Annotated in this window: 13 protein-coding genes; 6 read left to right on the top strand and 7 right to left on the bottom strand. The window is 45.7% G+C overall.

Going from position 1 to position 16,812, the window contains the following annotated elements; all coding sequences use genetic code 11:
• The first annotated feature begins 27 nt into the window (after positions 1-27).
• Entirely contained in the window at positions 28-1,701 is a 1,674-nt protein-coding gene (locus ACHA99_RS04060; RefSeq protein ID WP_263140323.1) for a diguanylate cyclase, read from the top strand.
• A gap of 163 nt (positions 1,702-1,864) precedes the next feature.
• Here the strand turns inward: ACHA99_RS04060 and ACHA99_RS04055 are convergent, their stop codons facing one another.
• From ACHA99_RS04055 to ACHA99_RS04035, 5 genes are all read right to left on the bottom strand, one after another.
• Positions 1,865-4,987: an NAD(P)-binding protein gene (locus ACHA99_RS04055; RefSeq protein WP_393941188.1), complete on the bottom strand. Its 3,123-nt coding sequence runs from the start codon at positions 4,985-4,987 to the stop codon at positions 1,865-1,867.
• 237 nt (positions 4,988-5,224) lie between these two features.
• The gene (locus ACHA99_RS04050) at positions 5,225-5,386 is read right to left on the bottom strand and encodes a hypothetical protein (protein WP_006080915.1); all 162 of its coding nucleotides are present in this window, start codon (positions 5,384-5,386) and stop codon (positions 5,225-5,227) included.
• Positions 5,387-5,674: 288 nt separating this feature from the next.
• Entirely contained in the window at positions 5,675-7,066 is a 1,392-nt protein-coding gene (locus ACHA99_RS04045; protein WP_393941186.1) for an RsmB/NOP family class I SAM-dependent RNA methyltransferase, read from the bottom strand.
• Positions 7,067-7,304: 238 nt separating this feature from the next.
• Entirely contained in the window at positions 7,305-7,973 is a 669-nt protein-coding gene (locus tag ACHA99_RS04040; RefSeq protein WP_113941046.1) for a glutathione S-transferase family protein, read from the bottom strand.
• Between the two features lie 78 nt (positions 7,974-8,051).
• Positions 8,052-8,678 carry a glutathione S-transferase N-terminal domain-containing protein gene (locus tag ACHA99_RS04035; RefSeq protein ID WP_131525345.1) on the bottom strand — a complete coding sequence of 209 codons (627 nt, stop codon included), beginning with the start codon at positions 8,676-8,678 and terminating at the stop codon, positions 8,052-8,054.
• Positions 8,679-8,874: 196 nt separating this feature from the next.
• On the opposite strand from ACHA99_RS04035, the gene ACHA99_RS04030 reads away from it, so the two are divergent.
• Complete coding sequence (locus tag ACHA99_RS04030) at positions 8,875-9,471, top strand: TetR/AcrR family transcriptional regulator (protein WP_131525344.1); 597 nt, start codon at positions 8,875-8,877, stop codon at positions 9,469-9,471.
• A 92-nt stretch (positions 9,472-9,563) separates the two neighbouring features.
• Here the strand turns inward: ACHA99_RS04030 and ACHA99_RS04025 are convergent, their stop codons facing one another.
• On the bottom strand, positions 9,564-10,277 hold the full coding sequence (locus ACHA99_RS04025) for a DUF2461 domain-containing protein (protein ID WP_393941183.1): 714 nt from the start codon (positions 10,275-10,277) through the stop codon (positions 9,564-9,566).
• 336 nt (positions 10,278-10,613) lie between these two features.
• Here ACHA99_RS04025 and ACHA99_RS04020 point away from each other — a divergent pair, with 336 nt between their 5' ends.
• Together ACHA99_RS04020 and ACHA99_RS04015 are read left to right on the top strand one after the other, a co-directional pair.
• Positions 10,614-12,833: a TonB-dependent receptor domain-containing protein gene (locus tag ACHA99_RS04020; RefSeq protein WP_219234245.1), complete on the top strand. Its 2,220-nt coding sequence runs from the start codon at positions 10,614-10,616 to the stop codon at positions 12,831-12,833.
• Between the two features lie 133 nt (positions 12,834-12,966).
• On the top strand, positions 12,967-13,530 hold the full coding sequence (locus ACHA99_RS04015; RefSeq protein ID WP_011790067.1) for an alkylphosphonate utilization protein: 564 nt from the start codon (positions 12,967-12,969) through the stop codon (positions 13,528-13,530).
• A gap of 98 nt (positions 13,531-13,628) precedes the next feature.
• On the opposite strand, the gene ACHA99_RS04010 is transcribed toward ACHA99_RS04015, so the two are convergent.
• Positions 13,629-14,834, bottom strand: a complete 1,206-nt coding sequence (locus tag ACHA99_RS04010) for an MFS transporter (RefSeq protein ID WP_393941181.1) — start codon at positions 14,832-14,834, stop codon at positions 13,629-13,631.
• A gap of 230 nt (positions 14,835-15,064) precedes the next feature.
• On the opposite strand from ACHA99_RS04010, the gene ACHA99_RS04005 reads away from it, so the two are divergent.
• Both ACHA99_RS04005 and ACHA99_RS04000 read left to right on the top strand, forming a co-directional pair.
• Positions 15,065-15,643, top strand: coding sequence for a MarR family winged helix-turn-helix transcriptional regulator (locus tag ACHA99_RS04005; protein WP_173245937.1), 579 nt, complete (start codon positions 15,065-15,067; stop codon positions 15,641-15,643).
• 124 nt (positions 15,644-15,767) lie between these two features.
• Positions 15,768-16,781 (top strand): succinylglutamate desuccinylase/aspartoacylase family protein, encoded by a 1,014-nt coding sequence (locus ACHA99_RS04000; RefSeq protein ID WP_028760658.1) that lies wholly within the window; start codon positions 15,768-15,770, stop codon positions 16,779-16,781.
• Positions 16,782-16,812: the final 31 nt, after the last annotated feature.

The following is a 16,812-nucleotide window of genomic DNA, read 5'->3' as shown; positions in this document are numbered from 1 at the left end:
TCTATGGCCCTTTAACTAAATAAGCCGATGAACAAACTTAAACAAACTCTATTTGGGTGTTTTTTACTTTTTTTGTGGACATTAAGTCCCTCTGTATTAAGCGCTGAAATTGCGTTGGACTCCCCGTATTTGTTCCATGCTAAAGCGGATCAACAGCCTCCTGATCGGTTTGAAACCGTGCCCCATTGGATGGGACAACTCGACGAAGCTAGTTCGGTCAGCTTAACCGGTGGCGATTATTGGATGATTACACCTGTGATGGTCAATCAACGTCAATCAAACTGGGTAGTGGATGCAAGTAATTCGATTATTGAATCCGTAGATTATTGGATACTCGGCAGTGACGGCAGCGTACAACATGCCCACAGTGGCTACAGTGCTCCATACCAGTTTTTATTCGATTATGGCCGTAAGGTCACCTTGAATATGGGCACGGATTATTGGCTGGTGGTGAAGCTGAGCAGCCGTTATTACTCCTCTCCCCCTGAGATAGCATTGCAAAGTGTGGCGGATCATCAGTTGATGTCTGACCGTCTCGCAATGGCAGTGCTGCTGTGTTTAGGCGGATTATTGTTTATCGCCTTATATAATATTTTGATTTATATCTCTATTCTTGATAAAGCCTTTCTCTACTATGGCCTTTACGTATTTGCTTATTTTGGTGGCTGGGCACTGACTTTCCATTTGCCAGCACACTTATTTAATTTTCATTACCTTGAGTTGCATCATCTGTTTTTCATCAGTTTACCCATTTTTAATATCATGTTTTACAAGCACTTCCTGCAGTTGCCTAGTTACTCACCACGGCTGTGGCGTCTTAGTCAGTATTTAATGTTTGCCTGTATTGTGGCTCTGCCGACCAGTATTTGGTTGTTGTCCTATACGGCAATTATTGCCTCTGTACTGATCATGCTATGGATTGCTTTAGCGATTACCTGCGGTAATGTGTGTTTGATGAAAGGCTTTGCTCCTGCACGTTATTTTATTCTTGCCTTTACCTGCTTGCTGTTGCCTGCGGTGATTATTTTACCCGGAAATATGGGGCTCACTCCTGATTTCATTGAACATGCAGAGCTTGCGACTCTGATGGGCGGTACGGCTGATGCGTTATTACTGTCCTTAGCGTTAGCGAATAAGCTGAAATTACTTGCTGAGGAACGTAAGGCGCATATTGAAGAGTTAGCGATTGCATGGGAAAAGGCACGTTTAGATGGATTAACGCGAGTCGGTAATCGTTATGCTTTTGACGAATATATGAACTCACAATTAGGATTTGCCGATAAAGTCGTGCAACCAATGGCGTTAGCACTATTGAATATCGATAGTCTGAAAAGTGTCAATGAAACACTCGGCCATCAAGAAGGCGATAGATTATTGCTGTTGATAGTGCAGTTATTGCAAGCAACAGACTTAGCGCACATGAAGGTTTATCGGATTAGTGGTGACGAGTTTGTGATTGTGACGCCTTCTGCTGGTATCCAGTTATTACAGAGTGCTTTGAGTGGCTTAGGTGAAGAATTAGCAAGCCATGGTTTTAAAGATTGCCAGTGTAGTTTTGGGATGTCGTTAAACACTGAGGTCGCAGATCCCCATGAGTGGTTGCGTTCTGCTGACACTCACTTATATCAATCGCGTATGGATAAGCGTCGTCAAGAGTATGCAGATACTCGTGGTGTCGATGTGAGGCTACATTTAAGCTAGCTATTGAAAAATTTAAAATAATCGTTTTAGTAGAACATTAGAAAACATAAACGGTGCAGAATTTATCTGCGCCGTTTATGTTTTTATCTTAGATTTATTAGCTTCATTTTGCTTGGACTAAGCAGTGTCCAAGTTTGCGACTTAGCTAGATTTAAGGACGAGCTTAGAAGTCTTTTTCGCCCTTAATCACCGCAGGATGACCCGATATCGCTTTTGATGTGTGCATTCCCGCCATCGTCGCCGCTTCGACGCAGCCCGCATTAAGGCCTGTCTTTATCCAATCGCCCGTCATATACAGGTTATCTATCCCTGTGCCATCTGTCGTGATGCGATACTGCGAGCTGTCTTTAACCGATAAGACATAACGCTCGGATGGGTCTACATTTGCGCGCCAATATTGGCTATCGAAGCGGGCAACACCTTGACGGTCTTGTTCATCGTGTAACCATTCCCAAGGGAAGCTATCACCGACATTTTGCCAAAGTTTATGGATTTCGGTATTGAGTTGATGGATAGCACCCGCTTTTGCTTCTAAGGTTTTCCGTTGTTGGAAATCTACATCCGAGCTTGGTGGATAGGCCTCGACAGGCAATGCCGAGCAAAAGTAACTGGCATTTTTAGGTTCTAAGCCGCGCCAATCTTCTTTGTCTAGTAGTTGGTTCATCGATGCCCAAGTATCGAAGGGTTCGGTGAAGCCCGATAATACGGGTTCCTCGCCATCTTCAGAGTAATTAGGCCAGCCTATTCCATTCAGATCTTGGTTCATCCACAGTTGATAGGCTTGAGTGGCGACAGTTTGCACCTTATCAACGCAAAGCTTGAGGGCTGGGCTTTGTGCCATAACTTCACTCGCCACGTGGGGCACAGAACCTATGGATAGACCGAAGATCACTTTGTCGAAATCTACGCCTTTGACTAAACGCTTTTTCGGTAGGGCTTTGCCAAAGTGAGTTTCATACACGCTGTCCCAATCGCTCCAGAAGTGTTCAAGATTGATATTATGGGCTTTAAGCAGTGCCGCTTGTTCAGGCTCAAGTTGCTCATAATTGGGCGTACTCGGCCAGCAAGCGAGACCTTTCACATCGACTAAAGGATCGTAGTTTGTGACAGTCGGTGCCATGGCTACTTGCTCAGTGATCTCAATCGCTTGAATACTTTGATTACGGCATTCGAGATTATCAACTCGATTGAAGTAGTGGAAATTGACTCCGCGGCGTTTGAGCACTTCGTAAAAAGGTGTAAACACAACATCACCCATGCCCGCCTGCATTTTCCACATCACGCCACCTTGATAGCACAGGGCAATACGCAGCATAGCGCGGATAATTGTGCCCGCTTCGACATTGGGTTTGTCGAAGTTCCCTTTCTCATAGGCAAACACTAAGTCGTAAAAACCGCGCACTGGCGCACTGTCGACTGTGTACTTAAGGCTGGCGCCGTGTTTGGTTAACCATTCGCGATAATCATAGCCATTGATGGCGTCAAAGCCTTTTTCAAATACATCGTCGGCAAACATGCCCTTGAGGATCGTGAGGCCCAGATCGGCGGCTATATATAAGTGGCGCAGTTCGTCATTATTATCTAAATGTCCGCTAAAACGTTTCACGAGTCTTTGATGCAGGGCATCGACAGCTGATTCTACAAGACCATCGTCACTTTCACTGTGTACATGCTCATCGCACTCGCGGCCAATCATTTGATTAAAATGGCATTCAAGCTTATCACCGAGCGCGTCGAGTGATTCTTTGGCATCTTCGACCGAATCCTCTAACTTATCTTTTAAGCGTTCAAACCAGCTGCTATCGAGCCAGTTTTTAGGTGTTCCCATGGCTTTTTCATCTGCATCGAGCAGGTCATCCATGTCTTTGAGCCATTCTTTGATCCACGCAAAGGCGACTTTAACGACTTTCCAGAAGGTGAGGGTTTCGGTGCCATCACCTGGGATGCCTGGTAGCATTGGGAAAGTGATTGGCCAACTCACAGAACGGCCATCAACGTCTTCCTGTAAGACGATGAAGTTATGCGGTTTAAAGGCATCAAAAAAAGTTGCAAGCGGCGCGTTTGCTGGCCTATCCAATTCCTCATACGCTTTGCGCATTAAGGCAAACGCGTTTTGATAGAAACCAAACCAGATGTGTAAACCATGTTCTTCGATGCGTTGCCCCATAGCGGCATTGCGGCCACTAGCCCCTTTACCACCGATACGCCAGCCGAGTTGATAGACATCAATCTCATATTGATTCTGCCAGCCGGGTTTATCGGTTAGATAACAGGCTGCTGTCATTGCCGCGACACCGCCACCGAGAATGGCTATTTTCTGTTTTTTGATTTCGGAGTTATCGACTAATACCTCGCCGGGCGGCACTTCAAAATCGAAGTTCACATGGTAAGGCAGTAAAACGTGTTGCTCACCAATCTCGACCCCGAGCGTATCCTTTAACGGGAAGCTGGCATTATCAAAAATGGTCGCAACAAAATCATTTTTTAGCAGGGCAACACTGTGCACTTTATTCACTTGGGCTGGCGCGGCAACGATGGCTTGATAAATGGCTTTTTGCCCTGACGAGTCGGGGAACTGTTTTAGAAATACTTGATCGATAGCGGGTTTAAATAACAGATGAAATAGCTGCTCTTCGCCAAGCTGGTCAAGTTCTGGAATAAAATCGGTTTGTTCTTTAAAGAGTTGCCAAGTTTGAGCTATTGCTTCAAGGGTTGAAAGCTGTGCCTCGGGTTTGGCATCGCAATTCACTTCAATTAATGGATGCAGGGCAAGTTCGGTTTCGGGTGAGAAATGTAAAAAACTTTTGGTCTCAAGGGATAATCGCGTCAGAGGCTCGCCAACCGCTGGCATAGTGTATTCACATAAATATTTAGGATAACCAAAGAGTTCTCTGCCATTAATTAAGGCCATGGCATCGTTCACCCAAATATGTAGTGGCTGAAAATACACTTGGCTGATTTGTTTACTGTTGCTGCTATCTTGGCGCCCGACCATGACCCAAGTGATGATGTCCGTTTCTTGGATCCAGCCCTTAGCTCTGTCCTCTGGATAAGCGGAATACGCTTTTTCAATTTGAGTGAAGGTTGTCAGTACGTAGGGAGACAGCACCTTAAAATACATTTCGCTGCCAGCAACTTGATTCAAGGTTTTATCGATAGAGCGTTGCAGGTTTTCCTGTTTCCCCTTAAGAAAAAAACCGTACATATCGGCTTTATTTAGCACTAAGGGCGAGTGCATCAACATACTGCCTTGGGGATAAATAAAGTCGGGGCGCTGTTTTTCCATGGCGTTCATCCTTAAATTTCAGTGTAAGTCCAATGATTTGGGAGTTATAGCCCAAAAAGCATAGGGCAAATAAGCAATTAAGCCCATTGATTTTACACTGGAATGATTAAGTATTTGAGAGGGGATAACGGGGTTGATTAGCAAGTTGGATATTATCCAACTTGCTCAGATTTGGCAGGTTTAGCACTGAACGAATTTGTAAAACAAACCCGTGAGAGCAAGGGTACTTAGATTTAGTTACTTCGATTTATTTTGGTAGAAATCCACCTCTGTATTATCGTCCGAGTAACGTCGCTTAGTATCTCTGCGGCGCTGTTTCACGCGTTTATTCTTTTGCTTACCTTTGACGTTATCGCCCCATGGCGCATCATCGTCGTCAAATTCATAGGAGTGTGACATGGTCAAAATTCCAAAAATACCTGTGCCATTCGCAGCACCCGATCTTTTTACCCAAAGGTGAGATGAAGCTAAAGCGAAATATTTCATCACTGATGGTGAAAAGTTTTGTCCAAAGGCTATATCTTGCCACTGAAATGGCCGTATCTGAGATTTTAATGGGGAATGTGTGGATTATCCTTATGATAATTAAAGGGTAAGTGTAATTATCATCAGAAATTATATTATATGATTGAAACTGGCGCCCAGAATGAAAGGCGCCAAGTTTTGATACAAAATAATGAGTTAGTGTTACTTGCTGCGCAGCATACGCGCGACAAACATACCATCACTATTCGCTTCAAAGGGCCATACGGTCAACATTTCTGTTTGTTCACCCGTAAAAGGATGGCGTATTGGCGTGAGCGTGAATTCTGGATGTTGCTGTAAAAACGCCGTCACCACGTCTTGGTTCTCGAGCGGCGACAAGGAACATGTGGCGTAAACGAGGATGCCGCCCGCTTTAACTGCGCGGCTACTACGGCTTAAAATATCGAGCTGTAACGCGGCTTTATCGGCCACTGCTTCAACACCATCCAACCAACGCATATCAGGATTACGTCGCCAAGTGCCAGTACAACTGCAGGGGGCATCGACTAACACACCGTCGAAATGATCCGCAGGTACCGGCAGGGCAACGCTCTTCCAACGGGCAACGCTAATACCGTTAAAGTGAGCTCTTTGGGCACGTTTAGTCAGTTCTTCTAGGGCATTGGAGCGAATATCTGACGATATAATGCTGCCCGTAGAGGGTGTTTTATTATCAGCAGCCTTGGTCAACATCAAAGACCGCAGCTGCAGGGTTTTTCCGCCAGCACCACTGCAGGCATCCCACCAATGGTCATCGGGTTCTGGCGCGCAAATTTGCCCTATGACCTGTGAAGCCAAATCTTGGATCTCAATGTTACCGTCTTTATACAGGGCGATTTCATTAAGATTCATACTCTTGCTGCCAAGGTTAATGGCATCGTTAAAGTAATGACCATAACTAGCATCGATACCTATCGCTTGCAGCTGCGCCGCCGCATCTTGGCTCGTGATCCCTTGCGCGCGTCCCCAAATCGGCGGGCGACTGGACATAGCAGCAATTAATTGCGTTTGCTGCGCCGCATCTATAGGGCACACTTGCCAGAACCAGTCGGGTAATAAATCCTGTGATTTAAGCTTAGCCGCTGGAAATAAATGCTGCATTAGCGTGAGTTTGTCGTCGAGACTGTCAACGGCAAGTGCTTGAGCCTGTTGATAATCGATAGGCGACTGCGATAACTCATGCCAAGCAGTGGCGATATCTTGCCAGGCATGGGCTTCCAATAACGCACTGGCGCTTAGGCTGGCAAAATAAGTCGCTGATTCTTGTTGATCGCCTATTCGCTGAAACCACCCCCACCAACGAAATAGACTAAACAAAGATTCACGGATGACTTTACGATCCTTCGAGCCGTGTTTTTTATGTTCTCTAAAGTAGTTTGCCAAAATACGGTCGGCGGGCATTTTACTGCTTTGAATTTCATCGAATAACTGCTTAATTGTACTGGCGTAACTGAGCGCACGTTTTTGCGCTGGGGTGCTCGCCTCTGTATTTAACGCTGACGATGTGTTTGAGTTAGATGCCTTATCGGAAGAGAAGCTGCTTGGATTACCCATAAATTTAGCCTGAATTATGCTCTCTGTGGTTGCGCCTTATGTAGGAGGCATAACTGTAACAGAGGGGAAAATAAGTGGCGCAGAGTGTAGCAGTTTTGCCCGATAACAGGCAGAAAAAAAGCCCCAAAGTAGTATCAACTTGCGGGGCTTTTTGTGGTTGGGTCACTGAGACTCATGGTGCATTCAGTACCAAAGGGTTATTTGCAGGCTATTCGCGCAATGACCGCTTAGCAGATGACTATTTCGTCACCATCTTTTGGATTTGCTTAGCCCGTTCTTCATCACTCATTTCCACAGGTGGCGGCGTGATTATGCCTTTTTGGCACGCGGGTCTGAGTGCTAACTCATCTAACCAACGTTGCAAATGGGTCAGACCTTCCATATTGATGCCGCTCCACTCGTGGATCCGCACCCAAGGCCAAGTTGCGATGTCGGCAATCGTGTATTCGTCACCAGCAAGGTATTGATTTGTAGCTAGTTGAGTATTCATAACCTCGAATAAACGTCGACCTTCTTTTTGGTAACGGTCAATGGCTGCGGGGATTTTTTCAGGGAAGTACCTAAAGAATACGTTGGCTTGTCCCATCATGGGGCCGACGCCGCTCATTTGGAACATTAACCATTGGATCACCTGCGAGCGTTTTTTAGGATCGGCTGGCAGGAATTTACCTGTTTTTTCGGCGAGATACAGCAGAATCGCACCCGATTCGAATACCACAAAATCCGCGTTATCGCGGTCGATAATGGCGGGAATGCGACCATTGGGATTGATGGCAATAAACTCGGGCTGTTTTTGCTCATTGGTGCTGAAATCTAATTTGTGGACGCGATATTCAAGTCCCATTTCTTCCAGTGCGATGGAAATTTTAAAACCGTTAGGGGTCGCGGCTGTGTATAAATCTATCATGATGATTCCTTTAGGTTATAACGCTTATAGCTACTCACTTTAGTGCCTATGAATATTCATTATCAGGCATTAGCGCCGCTATTTTTTAGGGGTTAACGATACTATGGCAGGACGCTGCGCCATAGTGATGAACCAAGCCTTGAGATGCGGCAAGTTATCAGTCACTTCGATGTCTAAATTTTTAATAAAACTGATAAAAACGTAAGCCGAAATATCGGCAATGCTGAATGCATCGCCTGCCACAAAGACTGACGTGTTCAATTGTTGGTCTAAGGTTGGTAGGAAGTCAATGACCCTTTGGCGTGATTCTGCGCCCCAAGACTCGACACAATTTTCCCTGTCTTTATAGACACCGCTTAAATTACGAAAGGCTTGAAACCCGACCATTAATCCTTGTAACTCTATGATGCGTTGCCACATTTCTACTGTGGCGCGCTCAAGAGGTGTATTACCAAACAGTGAAAGCTCACTCGGGTGGACCTCTTCTAAATAGCGGCAAATGGCAACTGATTCACACAGGTAGCTGCCATCATCGAGTTCGAGCAGTGGAATGCGACCATTTACACTTTTGGCTTTAAACTCGGCGCTTAAATTTTCCCCTCCACGGATATCGACGTTCACTCTTGGCACTTCTATGCCTTTTTCCGCAAGAAAAATACTGACGCGGCGTGCGCTGGGAGTCGGAGCTAATTCGTAGAGTTTCATCTAAAGTCCTGTAGTTTTTATCAGTGCTTTATGCTCGATTCGGGCACATAGGGCTTTTTCTGAACGTTCGGTTAGGTTAGAATTTACGCTATATCTAAACGAACAGTCAAGAATGATTTACCCCTCAACTTTCTGTAGTAAAGAGGAATGGTGAAGCTGATCGTGAACGCGTATTCAAGAGATTAGGTCGCAGGCTATGGCACGGAGTTGTAATTTTGATCGGCAAGAAAAACTCATATTGGCGATGGAGCTTTTTTGGCAAAAGGGCTTTGCCGAAACCTCGATTTCCGATCTCGTCGGCCATTTAGGCATTAATCGATTTAGTCTCTATAACAGTTTCGGCGACAAGCAGAATCTTTATCGCGAGTGCCTCAGTTTCTACCTCGATAACTACTCCTTTGGCGCTTCAGATACTTTGCTGCATGAAAAAGCGGGCTTAGCTGAAATAGAAGCTTATTTAGCGCGCTTTGTTGCTTTGCAGCGGGAGCAAAAGTACGGCTGTTTTATGCAAAATGCTGTGCTCGAAAAGAGCCTTAACGATGAAAGTGTGCTGCAGGAATGTCAGCGATTATTTTGTCGATTACAGACCTCATTCACCCAAGTGTTACAAGTTTGCCAAGCGCGTGGAGAGCTATTAGCCCATGTGCAACCACATCAAGTTGCTGCTTTTTTAGTGCTGCAATTACAAGGGATTAGAGTGTTAGGCAAGGCGGGCGAATATGAGTTGTTAGACAATGCGTTTGTTGTATTGCAAGACTATTTACGTAGTTTGAGTGCTAATCAGACGGCATAACTGCAAATGACATAGTTTGATTGGCCTAGTTTTCTGCCTAGGCCATGTTTTTAGAAATCTATTTTTTAAAAGTTTATTTTTAAAAGCTATTTCTAAAAGTCCAAGTCCAGCGCAAAACACAGATAGGCCATCAGTTGAGTACAGTGTGCAAATTGCTCGGCACAAAAACTGACTGCATCTGGGCGGCAGAGTTCCTCAAAGGCGATATTTTTAACTGCGATAAAATCTTTTCGTTTTAGCTCTGCCAGCATAGGGTGGTTTTTATCAAATCCCTTTGGTGGTCGAGTTAAGCTATCGCCATCCATATTAAATCCATGACTTTGTAAGGTTTGTAGCGCCTTTTTATAGCCGTTAGGATTCTCATCAATACAAGTACGAATGGCATTTAAGGCTTTCGATTCTGGGTGCCAAATCCCTGCTGCAATAAAACAGCCATCTTCGGCAATATGTAGATACAGTCCCGGGGCATGCACGTCTTTGCCCTGAAAATGGCGAAATTGAATGCCAACATTGGTTTTATAGGGCGTTTTATCTTTGCTAAAACGGCTGTCTCGCTGGGGACGCATCAAGCTGCCGCCGACTTTTTTTGGTACTGCAGTCAGCCGAGGCGAGAGGGCGAGAATACTGGGCTGCATTTGCTCGATAAATTGCAGCGCAGGCGTTCGCACTGTTTCTTCGTATTCCGCTTGATGGGCTTTAAACCAGTCGCGGGAGTTGTTTTGTGCCAGTTGATTTAAAAATTGCAGGCTCGCAGCGCTGAACGTTGCACCAGTCGCAATAGGGATTTTAGTTGTTAGAGTGGCCATTATCAGGGAACCTTATTAATGCAGATAAACCGAGCACAAGCAGTATTAATGCCGATTGAGGAGCAAGGTGAGTTGCTGACATATCCTTCCGTATCGCCCGCCCGTTCTTACTCACGATAGTTAAAACACGATAGTTAAGACTGCCAAGTTGGGTGCCAATACTGCCATCCTTCGGCAAGATCTTCACTTAAATTTTTGCATTGTGCCGCTTCTACCTTGTTTTCAATAAGTCGGTTATTTACACGTAAAGCTAAGTGAGAACTATTCTTATCTTATTTGTTAGTGCCTATAATGCCGCCCTATTTTTAGATTGGTTTGTTAATAGGATGATGTTGAATGGGTTGCCTGCCTAAGTGTGAGAAGTGGAAAGCGAATAGAAATCTGTCGCTCATGGGATTATGTATATTGCCCTCAATGCCGTTGTACGCCGCTGAGGTATTGGGCGAGCCTAAGGTTGAGCCGATTGAGATTCTGCAGGTTCATGGGCAGCAATATCGCAGGGCTATCACAGTCGCTAAACCCGGTGAAGCGATTATTTCCATGGATCAAATCGAGGAGATGCAGGCGACGACCTTCGCCGAAGTGATTGATGATATGGCGGGGGCGCATATCGATGGCGGTACCCGCAGTGGCGGTGAGAGGATTAATATTTGGGGCTTTGGCGAGACTGAAGATTTTAACGTTTATGTGGATAATGCTCCGGTAGGATTTGAGCAGTATCGCTACGGCTCATTTTTCCTCGATCCTGACCTCATCAAGCGAGTGGAAGTGATTAAGGGGGCCCATGATGTGCGCTCGGGCAATGGCGGTTTTGGTGGTGCCATGTATGTGGTTACTAAATCGGCCGATGATTTTCTTAAATATGATCAATCCCTTGGCGCGCGAGTCAAAACCAGCTACGCCAGCAATAATGACGCTATGGGTTATACGGGGACAGTTTATGGCCGCGTGAATTCACATCTATCTGGCTTGCTGCATCTTACGCGTCGCGATGCGGGGGATGTCACTTTAGCCAATGGTGAAGAGTTTGAATATTCAGGTTATGAGCAAAATAACTACCTAGGTAAGATGGATTACGCGCAGGGCGATCACCAATTAGCCTTGAGCGTTACCCATTATCTTGATGAGGGCCGCAAACCTTGGGCTAATCGCCGTGGCCCTATGCCTGCAATTTCGGACTACAACATCAAAAAGTACGGTTCCTACGAGCAGGCGCTGTATGCCACAACTGCCTACAACACCTATGAAGACAACACTTGGTCGGCAAATTATCGCTATTCGCCGAGTAATCCACTGATCGATACCCAAGTGGTGATTTCCCATTCGGCGAATGCACGCCACTGGGTAAGACCCGATATCGCGTGGGAGAAAATGACGGTTTCCGTAGGCAACTTCGGTCACGAATCTTGGCTAGACTATAAACGTGACTACATTGATATTAACAACTTGAGCTTGATTGGTGACCATGAGATCACCACAGGATTACAGTACCGTAGTCTCGACCGCACTTCGCTCGTGTTTAACAAAAGTTATGAAACAAATCCCGAGAAAAACTTTGGCTGGTACACACCTTACTACCAACCTGAAGGCCGTCAAGATACCTATGCTGCCTATATTCGCGATGCAATTCATCTTACTAATGACTTAACTGTGACGCCCTCGCTGCGATATGACTTTATCTACAGCATAGGTCGACCAAATATTGCACCAGATTACAATGATATTGCTGCGGGCCATGACTATAGCTCAACCCATCATTCGGGGTTCTCACCCAGATTAGGCATAGATTATCAACTGACAAATCACGCTCGGTTAAACTTTGATTACGCTTATAGCTTGCAAGCCCCTGTGGTGGATGAGATTTATGCCGTGCAATACGCCAAAGCCAGCATTACCGGCACGAGTCGCGATATTGATGTCGAACGCTTACATGCCTTCAAATTAGGGTTAATGACACAGCACCAGCATGTACTTGCCAATGAGGATGCCTTGTCGACGCAAATCACCCTGTTTGCCAATTTAGGTCGTGATGATATTGCCCAGCGCCGCGGAGCTAAGTCTGATAAAACCCAGCTAATTCAAAGTGGTTACACAAATCTTGATGGTTACCATATTTACGGTGCCGATTTTGAAGCCCAATATCGCTATCAAGATGTGTTCAGTGATCTTGCGGTTTCATGGCTGCAAGGACAGCACAATGGGTCACTCAGAGACAGCCAAGATGACGATGAATATTTAGCTAACATAGCCCCGCTCGATATTCGTCTGCGTTTAGGCATGTATATCACAGATGACATTTCTATCGCTTGGCAGGGTGCTTGGTATGATGCGCAAACCAATGTTCCCCACGGTGATATCTTTAATGCCGAGTCTCCAAGCGAGAATTATTTCCTACAGAATGTGTATCTCGCCTATGAACCTCAAGCCATCTTAAAGGGATTAAGTGTGCGTTTGATGGTAAAAAATCTTACGGATCTGCAAGTGGTGCCGTTTCTCTCCGATGGGATACCCGCCGCAGGGCGTGATGTTCGTTTGAGTTTAGCCTATGAATTTTAAAGACTAATCACCAAGGCTGTGTGGACTAGGCATATATAGCTCATAAAAAATAGGGTTATATTGCTTAAGCCCCTGCCGAAAAATGCCAGTTTATGGCATAATCCGCGTTTTACTAGGCATATAGAACAGAAAAATGACTGAAAATGAATTGCTAAGTCGCTGTGGCGGCAAGTGTGAACTGTGTGGCAGCGAGCTTGAACTCTCTATTTATGATCTGCCAGCCTCCGATGGCCGTGACAATGAGATCATGATTTGTGAAACCTGCAGTGGCCAAATTGCGGCACCGGATACCATGGACATGAACCACTGGCGTTGTCTGAATGACAGCATGTGGAGTCCTGTACCGGCAGTTCAAGTGATGTCATATCGTATGCTTAAGCGCTTAAATGGCGAAAGCTGGGCGCAAGATTTGCTGGATATGCTTTATCTTGAAGACGATTTAAAAGCGTGGGGTGATGCCGAAGTTGCCGCAGCAGGTGACGATGCTACGCCAACGTTAGACAGTAATGGTGCAGTGCTCAATGCTGGCGATACTGTGGTCATCATCAAAGACTTAAACGTGAAAGGCACTAGCTTTGTGGCTAAGCGTGGCACAGCTGTGCGTAACATTGCTTTGACCAACAACCCAGAGCATATCGAAGGCCGCGTTAACGGTACTCGTATTGTGATTCTGACGTGCTTCGTTAAAAAGTCTTAAGTTTCGCTTAGTGTGAGCGCGATTTATTTAGCTCAACACAATAAAAACCGCCATGATCGTTAGCCGACATGGCGGTTTTTTTATGTTGAGTTAGGTAGTTAAGATACACAGCGGGTGATTTGATATTGGCGTGCATAGCCCTGCGGATTAAATTGCCAAGATAATATCCACGCGATCACACTTAAGCCACCGAGTAATAACCAAGCACTGTTAAAGCTGTTGAAATTATCGCGAATTAATCCGGCAATCCAAGGCGAGATAGCCGCTATGGTATATCCCACACCCTGCACGAAGGCGGTTAATTTACCTGCTAACATGGGATTCTGTTGATGATCCATAGTGACAATCAGCCCGAGTGGAAAAATCCCGCCAATACCTAATCCTGCAAGTCCCGCCCATAAAAATAGCGATACTTGAGGGGCGAGTGCGAGTCCCATAAAGCCAATGAGTTGTAGCAAGCAGAGTAGGGCTATGATGGCGCGTCTGTCCGTCGACTTGCTGGCAAGCCAAGGAAACACTAAGCCTGCGATCACTTCCATGCTGGTTAAGAAACCTAACACTAATCCCGATTGAGTTTGGCTATAACCTAGCTCGACCGCGTAGGGGGCTAACCATGCAAGTACGCAGACATAACAACTTGTGCCTAATGCAAAAAATATCGCCAATAGCCAACTGCGACGAAAACGCCAAAAGTTAAGTTGCAAAGCTTGCTCTTTTGCTTGGCTCGGTAATGCGGCTTTATGTTTAATCAGGAGCCACAGCACGAGTGCGAATATGCCTAACCAAGTCCAATGACCTAGACCCGCGCGCCAACCTAAGTTTATCCCGATAAAAGGCGCGCTACTCGCCGCTAATGCGGCGCCGCCCATAATGGCGGTGACGTAAAGCCCCATCATTAAGGGCACCCGTTCACCGAAATTAAGCTTAATCATGGCGGGCATTATGGTTTGAATGAGGGCGATTGCGACTCCAGCCAGTAATGCCGAGCAGATAAGCCAATTGGCATCTATCGCCCAGAAGCGCATTGCAGTAGCGGCGATCAGCAGTAGCAATGATCCTGTCATTACGGTATTGAATCCTAAACGTTTGGCGATACTAAAGCCTGCAAAACAGCCCTGTCCCATGGCGAGCACGGGCAGCAATGTCAGCATAGATGCTAAAGTAAAACTTAAGCTGATATCCTTTTGTATGCTGGGCAGTAAAGGCCCAACGGAGGCGAGAATGGGTCGTAGATTTAGACCAATAAGGATGAACGCGAGTCCGAGCAGCAATAAATTCGCTTTCTCTGTCTGGGGGGATCGCATGGATTGTCTCCAAAAATAAGCTGAGTTTGATTTGCTGAAAAAGTGATTTGTAGCAGCATTTAGCATACTCATGATGATTTCCTTTCAACAACAGTAGGTTGAAACCACATCACTACAATTCAAAAAGAATCTCTTTCAGATGTATCTTGATATAAAGATATTTTAATTCTGCGAGAAAATGACTAAGATGTAAAGGATGATGTGAAGAATCTTTATATTGAGATAAACCTATGACAGCTAAAATGACGCTAACTAATGCCAGTCCTGCGGATACTAACGCGAGTTCTACGGATAAAAAGAAAGCGGATTCGAATACCAAAGAAGATGGCCTCGATAGAATTGTTGAACAGTGGCAACAGCAAGGGGTGAGTGAGGATTTGATCCCTATGGCTGTGCTCGGGCGAATCGCTCGTTTAACGAAATATATCGAAGTGGTACTGCTGCAATGCCACGCCGAATTTGGCTTAGGTCAGGGGGAGTTCGATGTGCTCGCGACGTTAAGGCGCTCGGGAGAGCCGTTCACACTCTCGCCTTCGCAACTTTATCAGAGCATGATGCTAAGTTCTGGCGCTATGACCAGTCGTTTAGACAGACTCGAAAATAAGGGGCTGATTGAGCGGGAGCACAGTAAGGAAGATCGCCGCGCCGTCCATGTTTCGTTAACTGCTGAGGGTAAGGCGCTCATTGATAAGGCATTACCTCAGCATATTCAATGTCAAAGTGCGTTGTTCGCGGGCGTGAGCGTTGAAGATAGGCCTGTATTACTGCAGATTTTAAAATCTTGGCTGAACCAATTTGAGCCGCAATAATTCGTTTAAAATCCCACTTTAGTCTTTAAAGTAGGCTGATATGTAATAGCGGATCACTTTGGCAAAATGCGGTAAACATGAGCCAACCGCGCGGGATAACATTTTATAGAACAAGGGAGTTGCCATGGTAAAAAGACGTGAAGCATTTGAATTAGCGGGAAAACGAGTCACAGCTGGGACGCAATTAGGGATCAAGCTGCCAGCCGCTAAGTTGTATACCGATACGCAACTCGATATTCATGTGGAAGTGTTTCACGGAGCCAAACCTGGCCCGACTTTACTGGTTTGTGCCGCCATTCATGGGGATGAACTCAATGGTATCGAAATTTGTCGGCGTTTATTAGCCAGAGTGAATCCCAAGAATCTGACGGGCACGTTAATTGTGGTGCCAATAGTGAATGTGTTTGGTTTTATTCAGCAATCCCGTTATTTACCCGATCGTCGCGATTTAAATCGTTGCTTTCCTGGTTCTAGCAAAGGGGCGCTCGCAAGCCGTTTAGCTAATCTGTTTGCCACTCAGTTATTAGTTCATGCAACCCATGTGATTGATTTACATACAGGGGCCGTCCATAGGGATAATTTGCCGCAAATTCGCTGTGATACTAATGATGAGACTATGCTGGCCATGGCGAATGCCTTTGGTGCGCCGCTTATTATGCATTCTAAAGCGCGCAGTGTTTCTATGCGAGGTTATGCTAATCAACAGGGCATTCCTTGCATTTTATATGAGGCTGGAGAGGCGTTACGTTTTAGCGAGTTGTCGATAAAATCTGGCCTCAAAGGTGTGCTCAATGTGATGCGCAGTTTAGATATGCTTAAAGGGCGAGTGAGTAACAAAGGCGCGAGTGTCAGTGCTATTCGCAGTTATTGGGTGCGCAGTGAATCCGATGGTTTAGTGAATATGAAGCTTAAACTCGGCCAGCGGGTGACTAAGGGTTATATCATTGCCCATATCGTCAGCCCCCACGGCGGTGACAGTGTGGCCATTCGCGCGCCAACCGACGGTATTATCATAGGAATAAGTAATATCCCTGTGACTAACGAAGGTGAGGGTATGTTTCATATCGCCCAGTTCGAAGGTGACGAAATTGAAATTGCCAACGAACAACTCGATGAATTCCTGATGGAATATGCCTAGAATCTAGAATCTAGAATCTAGAATCTAGAAT

The organism is Shewanella sp. S23-S33, assembly GCF_043359565.1.
Classification (GTDB): Bacteria; Pseudomonadota; Gammaproteobacteria; order Enterobacterales; family Shewanellaceae; genus Shewanella; species Shewanella oncorhynchi.
Note: the sequence above shows the minus strand (reverse complement) of the source record. Positions and strands in the feature narration are given on the sequence as shown.

Bases quoted from the DNA above. Each gene is read 5' to 3' on its own strand.
- ACHA99_RS04015 (WP_011790067.1), top strand. From the start codon at position 12,967: ATGACTGAAAATGAATTGCTAAGTCGCTGTGGCGGCAAGTGTGAACTG.
- ACHA99_RS04045 (WP_393941186.1), bottom strand. From the start codon at position 7,066: ATGGGTAATCCAAGCAGCTTCTCTTCCGATAAGGCATCTAACTCAAAC.
- ACHA99_RS04030 (WP_131525344.1), top strand. From the start codon at position 8,875: ATGGCACGGAGTTGTAATTTTGATCGGCAAGAAAAACTCATATTGGCG.
- ACHA99_RS04010 (WP_393941181.1), bottom strand. From the start codon at position 14,834: ATGCGATCCCCCCAGACAGAGAAAGCGAATTTATTGCTGCTCGGACTC.
- ACHA99_RS04000 (WP_028760658.1), top strand. From the start codon at position 15,768: ATGGTAAAAAGACGTGAAGCATTTGAATTAGCGGGAAAACGAGTCACA.
- ACHA99_RS04060 (WP_263140323.1), top strand. From the start codon at position 28: ATGAACAAACTTAAACAAACTCTATTTGGGTGTTTTTTACTTTTTTTG.
- ACHA99_RS04020 (WP_219234245.1), top strand. From the start codon at position 10,614: ATGGGTTGCCTGCCTAAGTGTGAGAAGTGGAAAGCGAATAGAAATCTG.
- ACHA99_RS04040 (WP_113941046.1), bottom strand. From the start codon at position 7,973: ATGATAGATTTATACACAGCCGCGACCCCTAACGGTTTTAAAATTTCC.
- ACHA99_RS04025 (WP_393941183.1), bottom strand. From the start codon at position 10,277: ATGGCCACTCTAACAACTAAAATCCCTATTGCGACTGGTGCAACGTTC.
- ACHA99_RS04035 (WP_131525345.1), bottom strand. From the start codon at position 8,678: ATGAAACTCTACGAATTAGCTCCGACTCCCAGCGCACGCCGCGTCAGT.
- ACHA99_RS04005 (WP_173245937.1), top strand. From the start codon at position 15,065: ATGACAGCTAAAATGACGCTAACTAATGCCAGTCCTGCGGATACTAAC.
- ACHA99_RS04055 (WP_393941188.1), bottom strand. From the start codon at position 4,987: ATGGAAAAACAGCGCCCCGACTTTATTTATCCCCAAGGCAGTATGTTG.
- ACHA99_RS04050 (WP_006080915.1), bottom strand. From the start codon at position 5,386: ATGTCACACTCCTATGAATTTGACGACGATGATGCGCCATGGGGCGAT.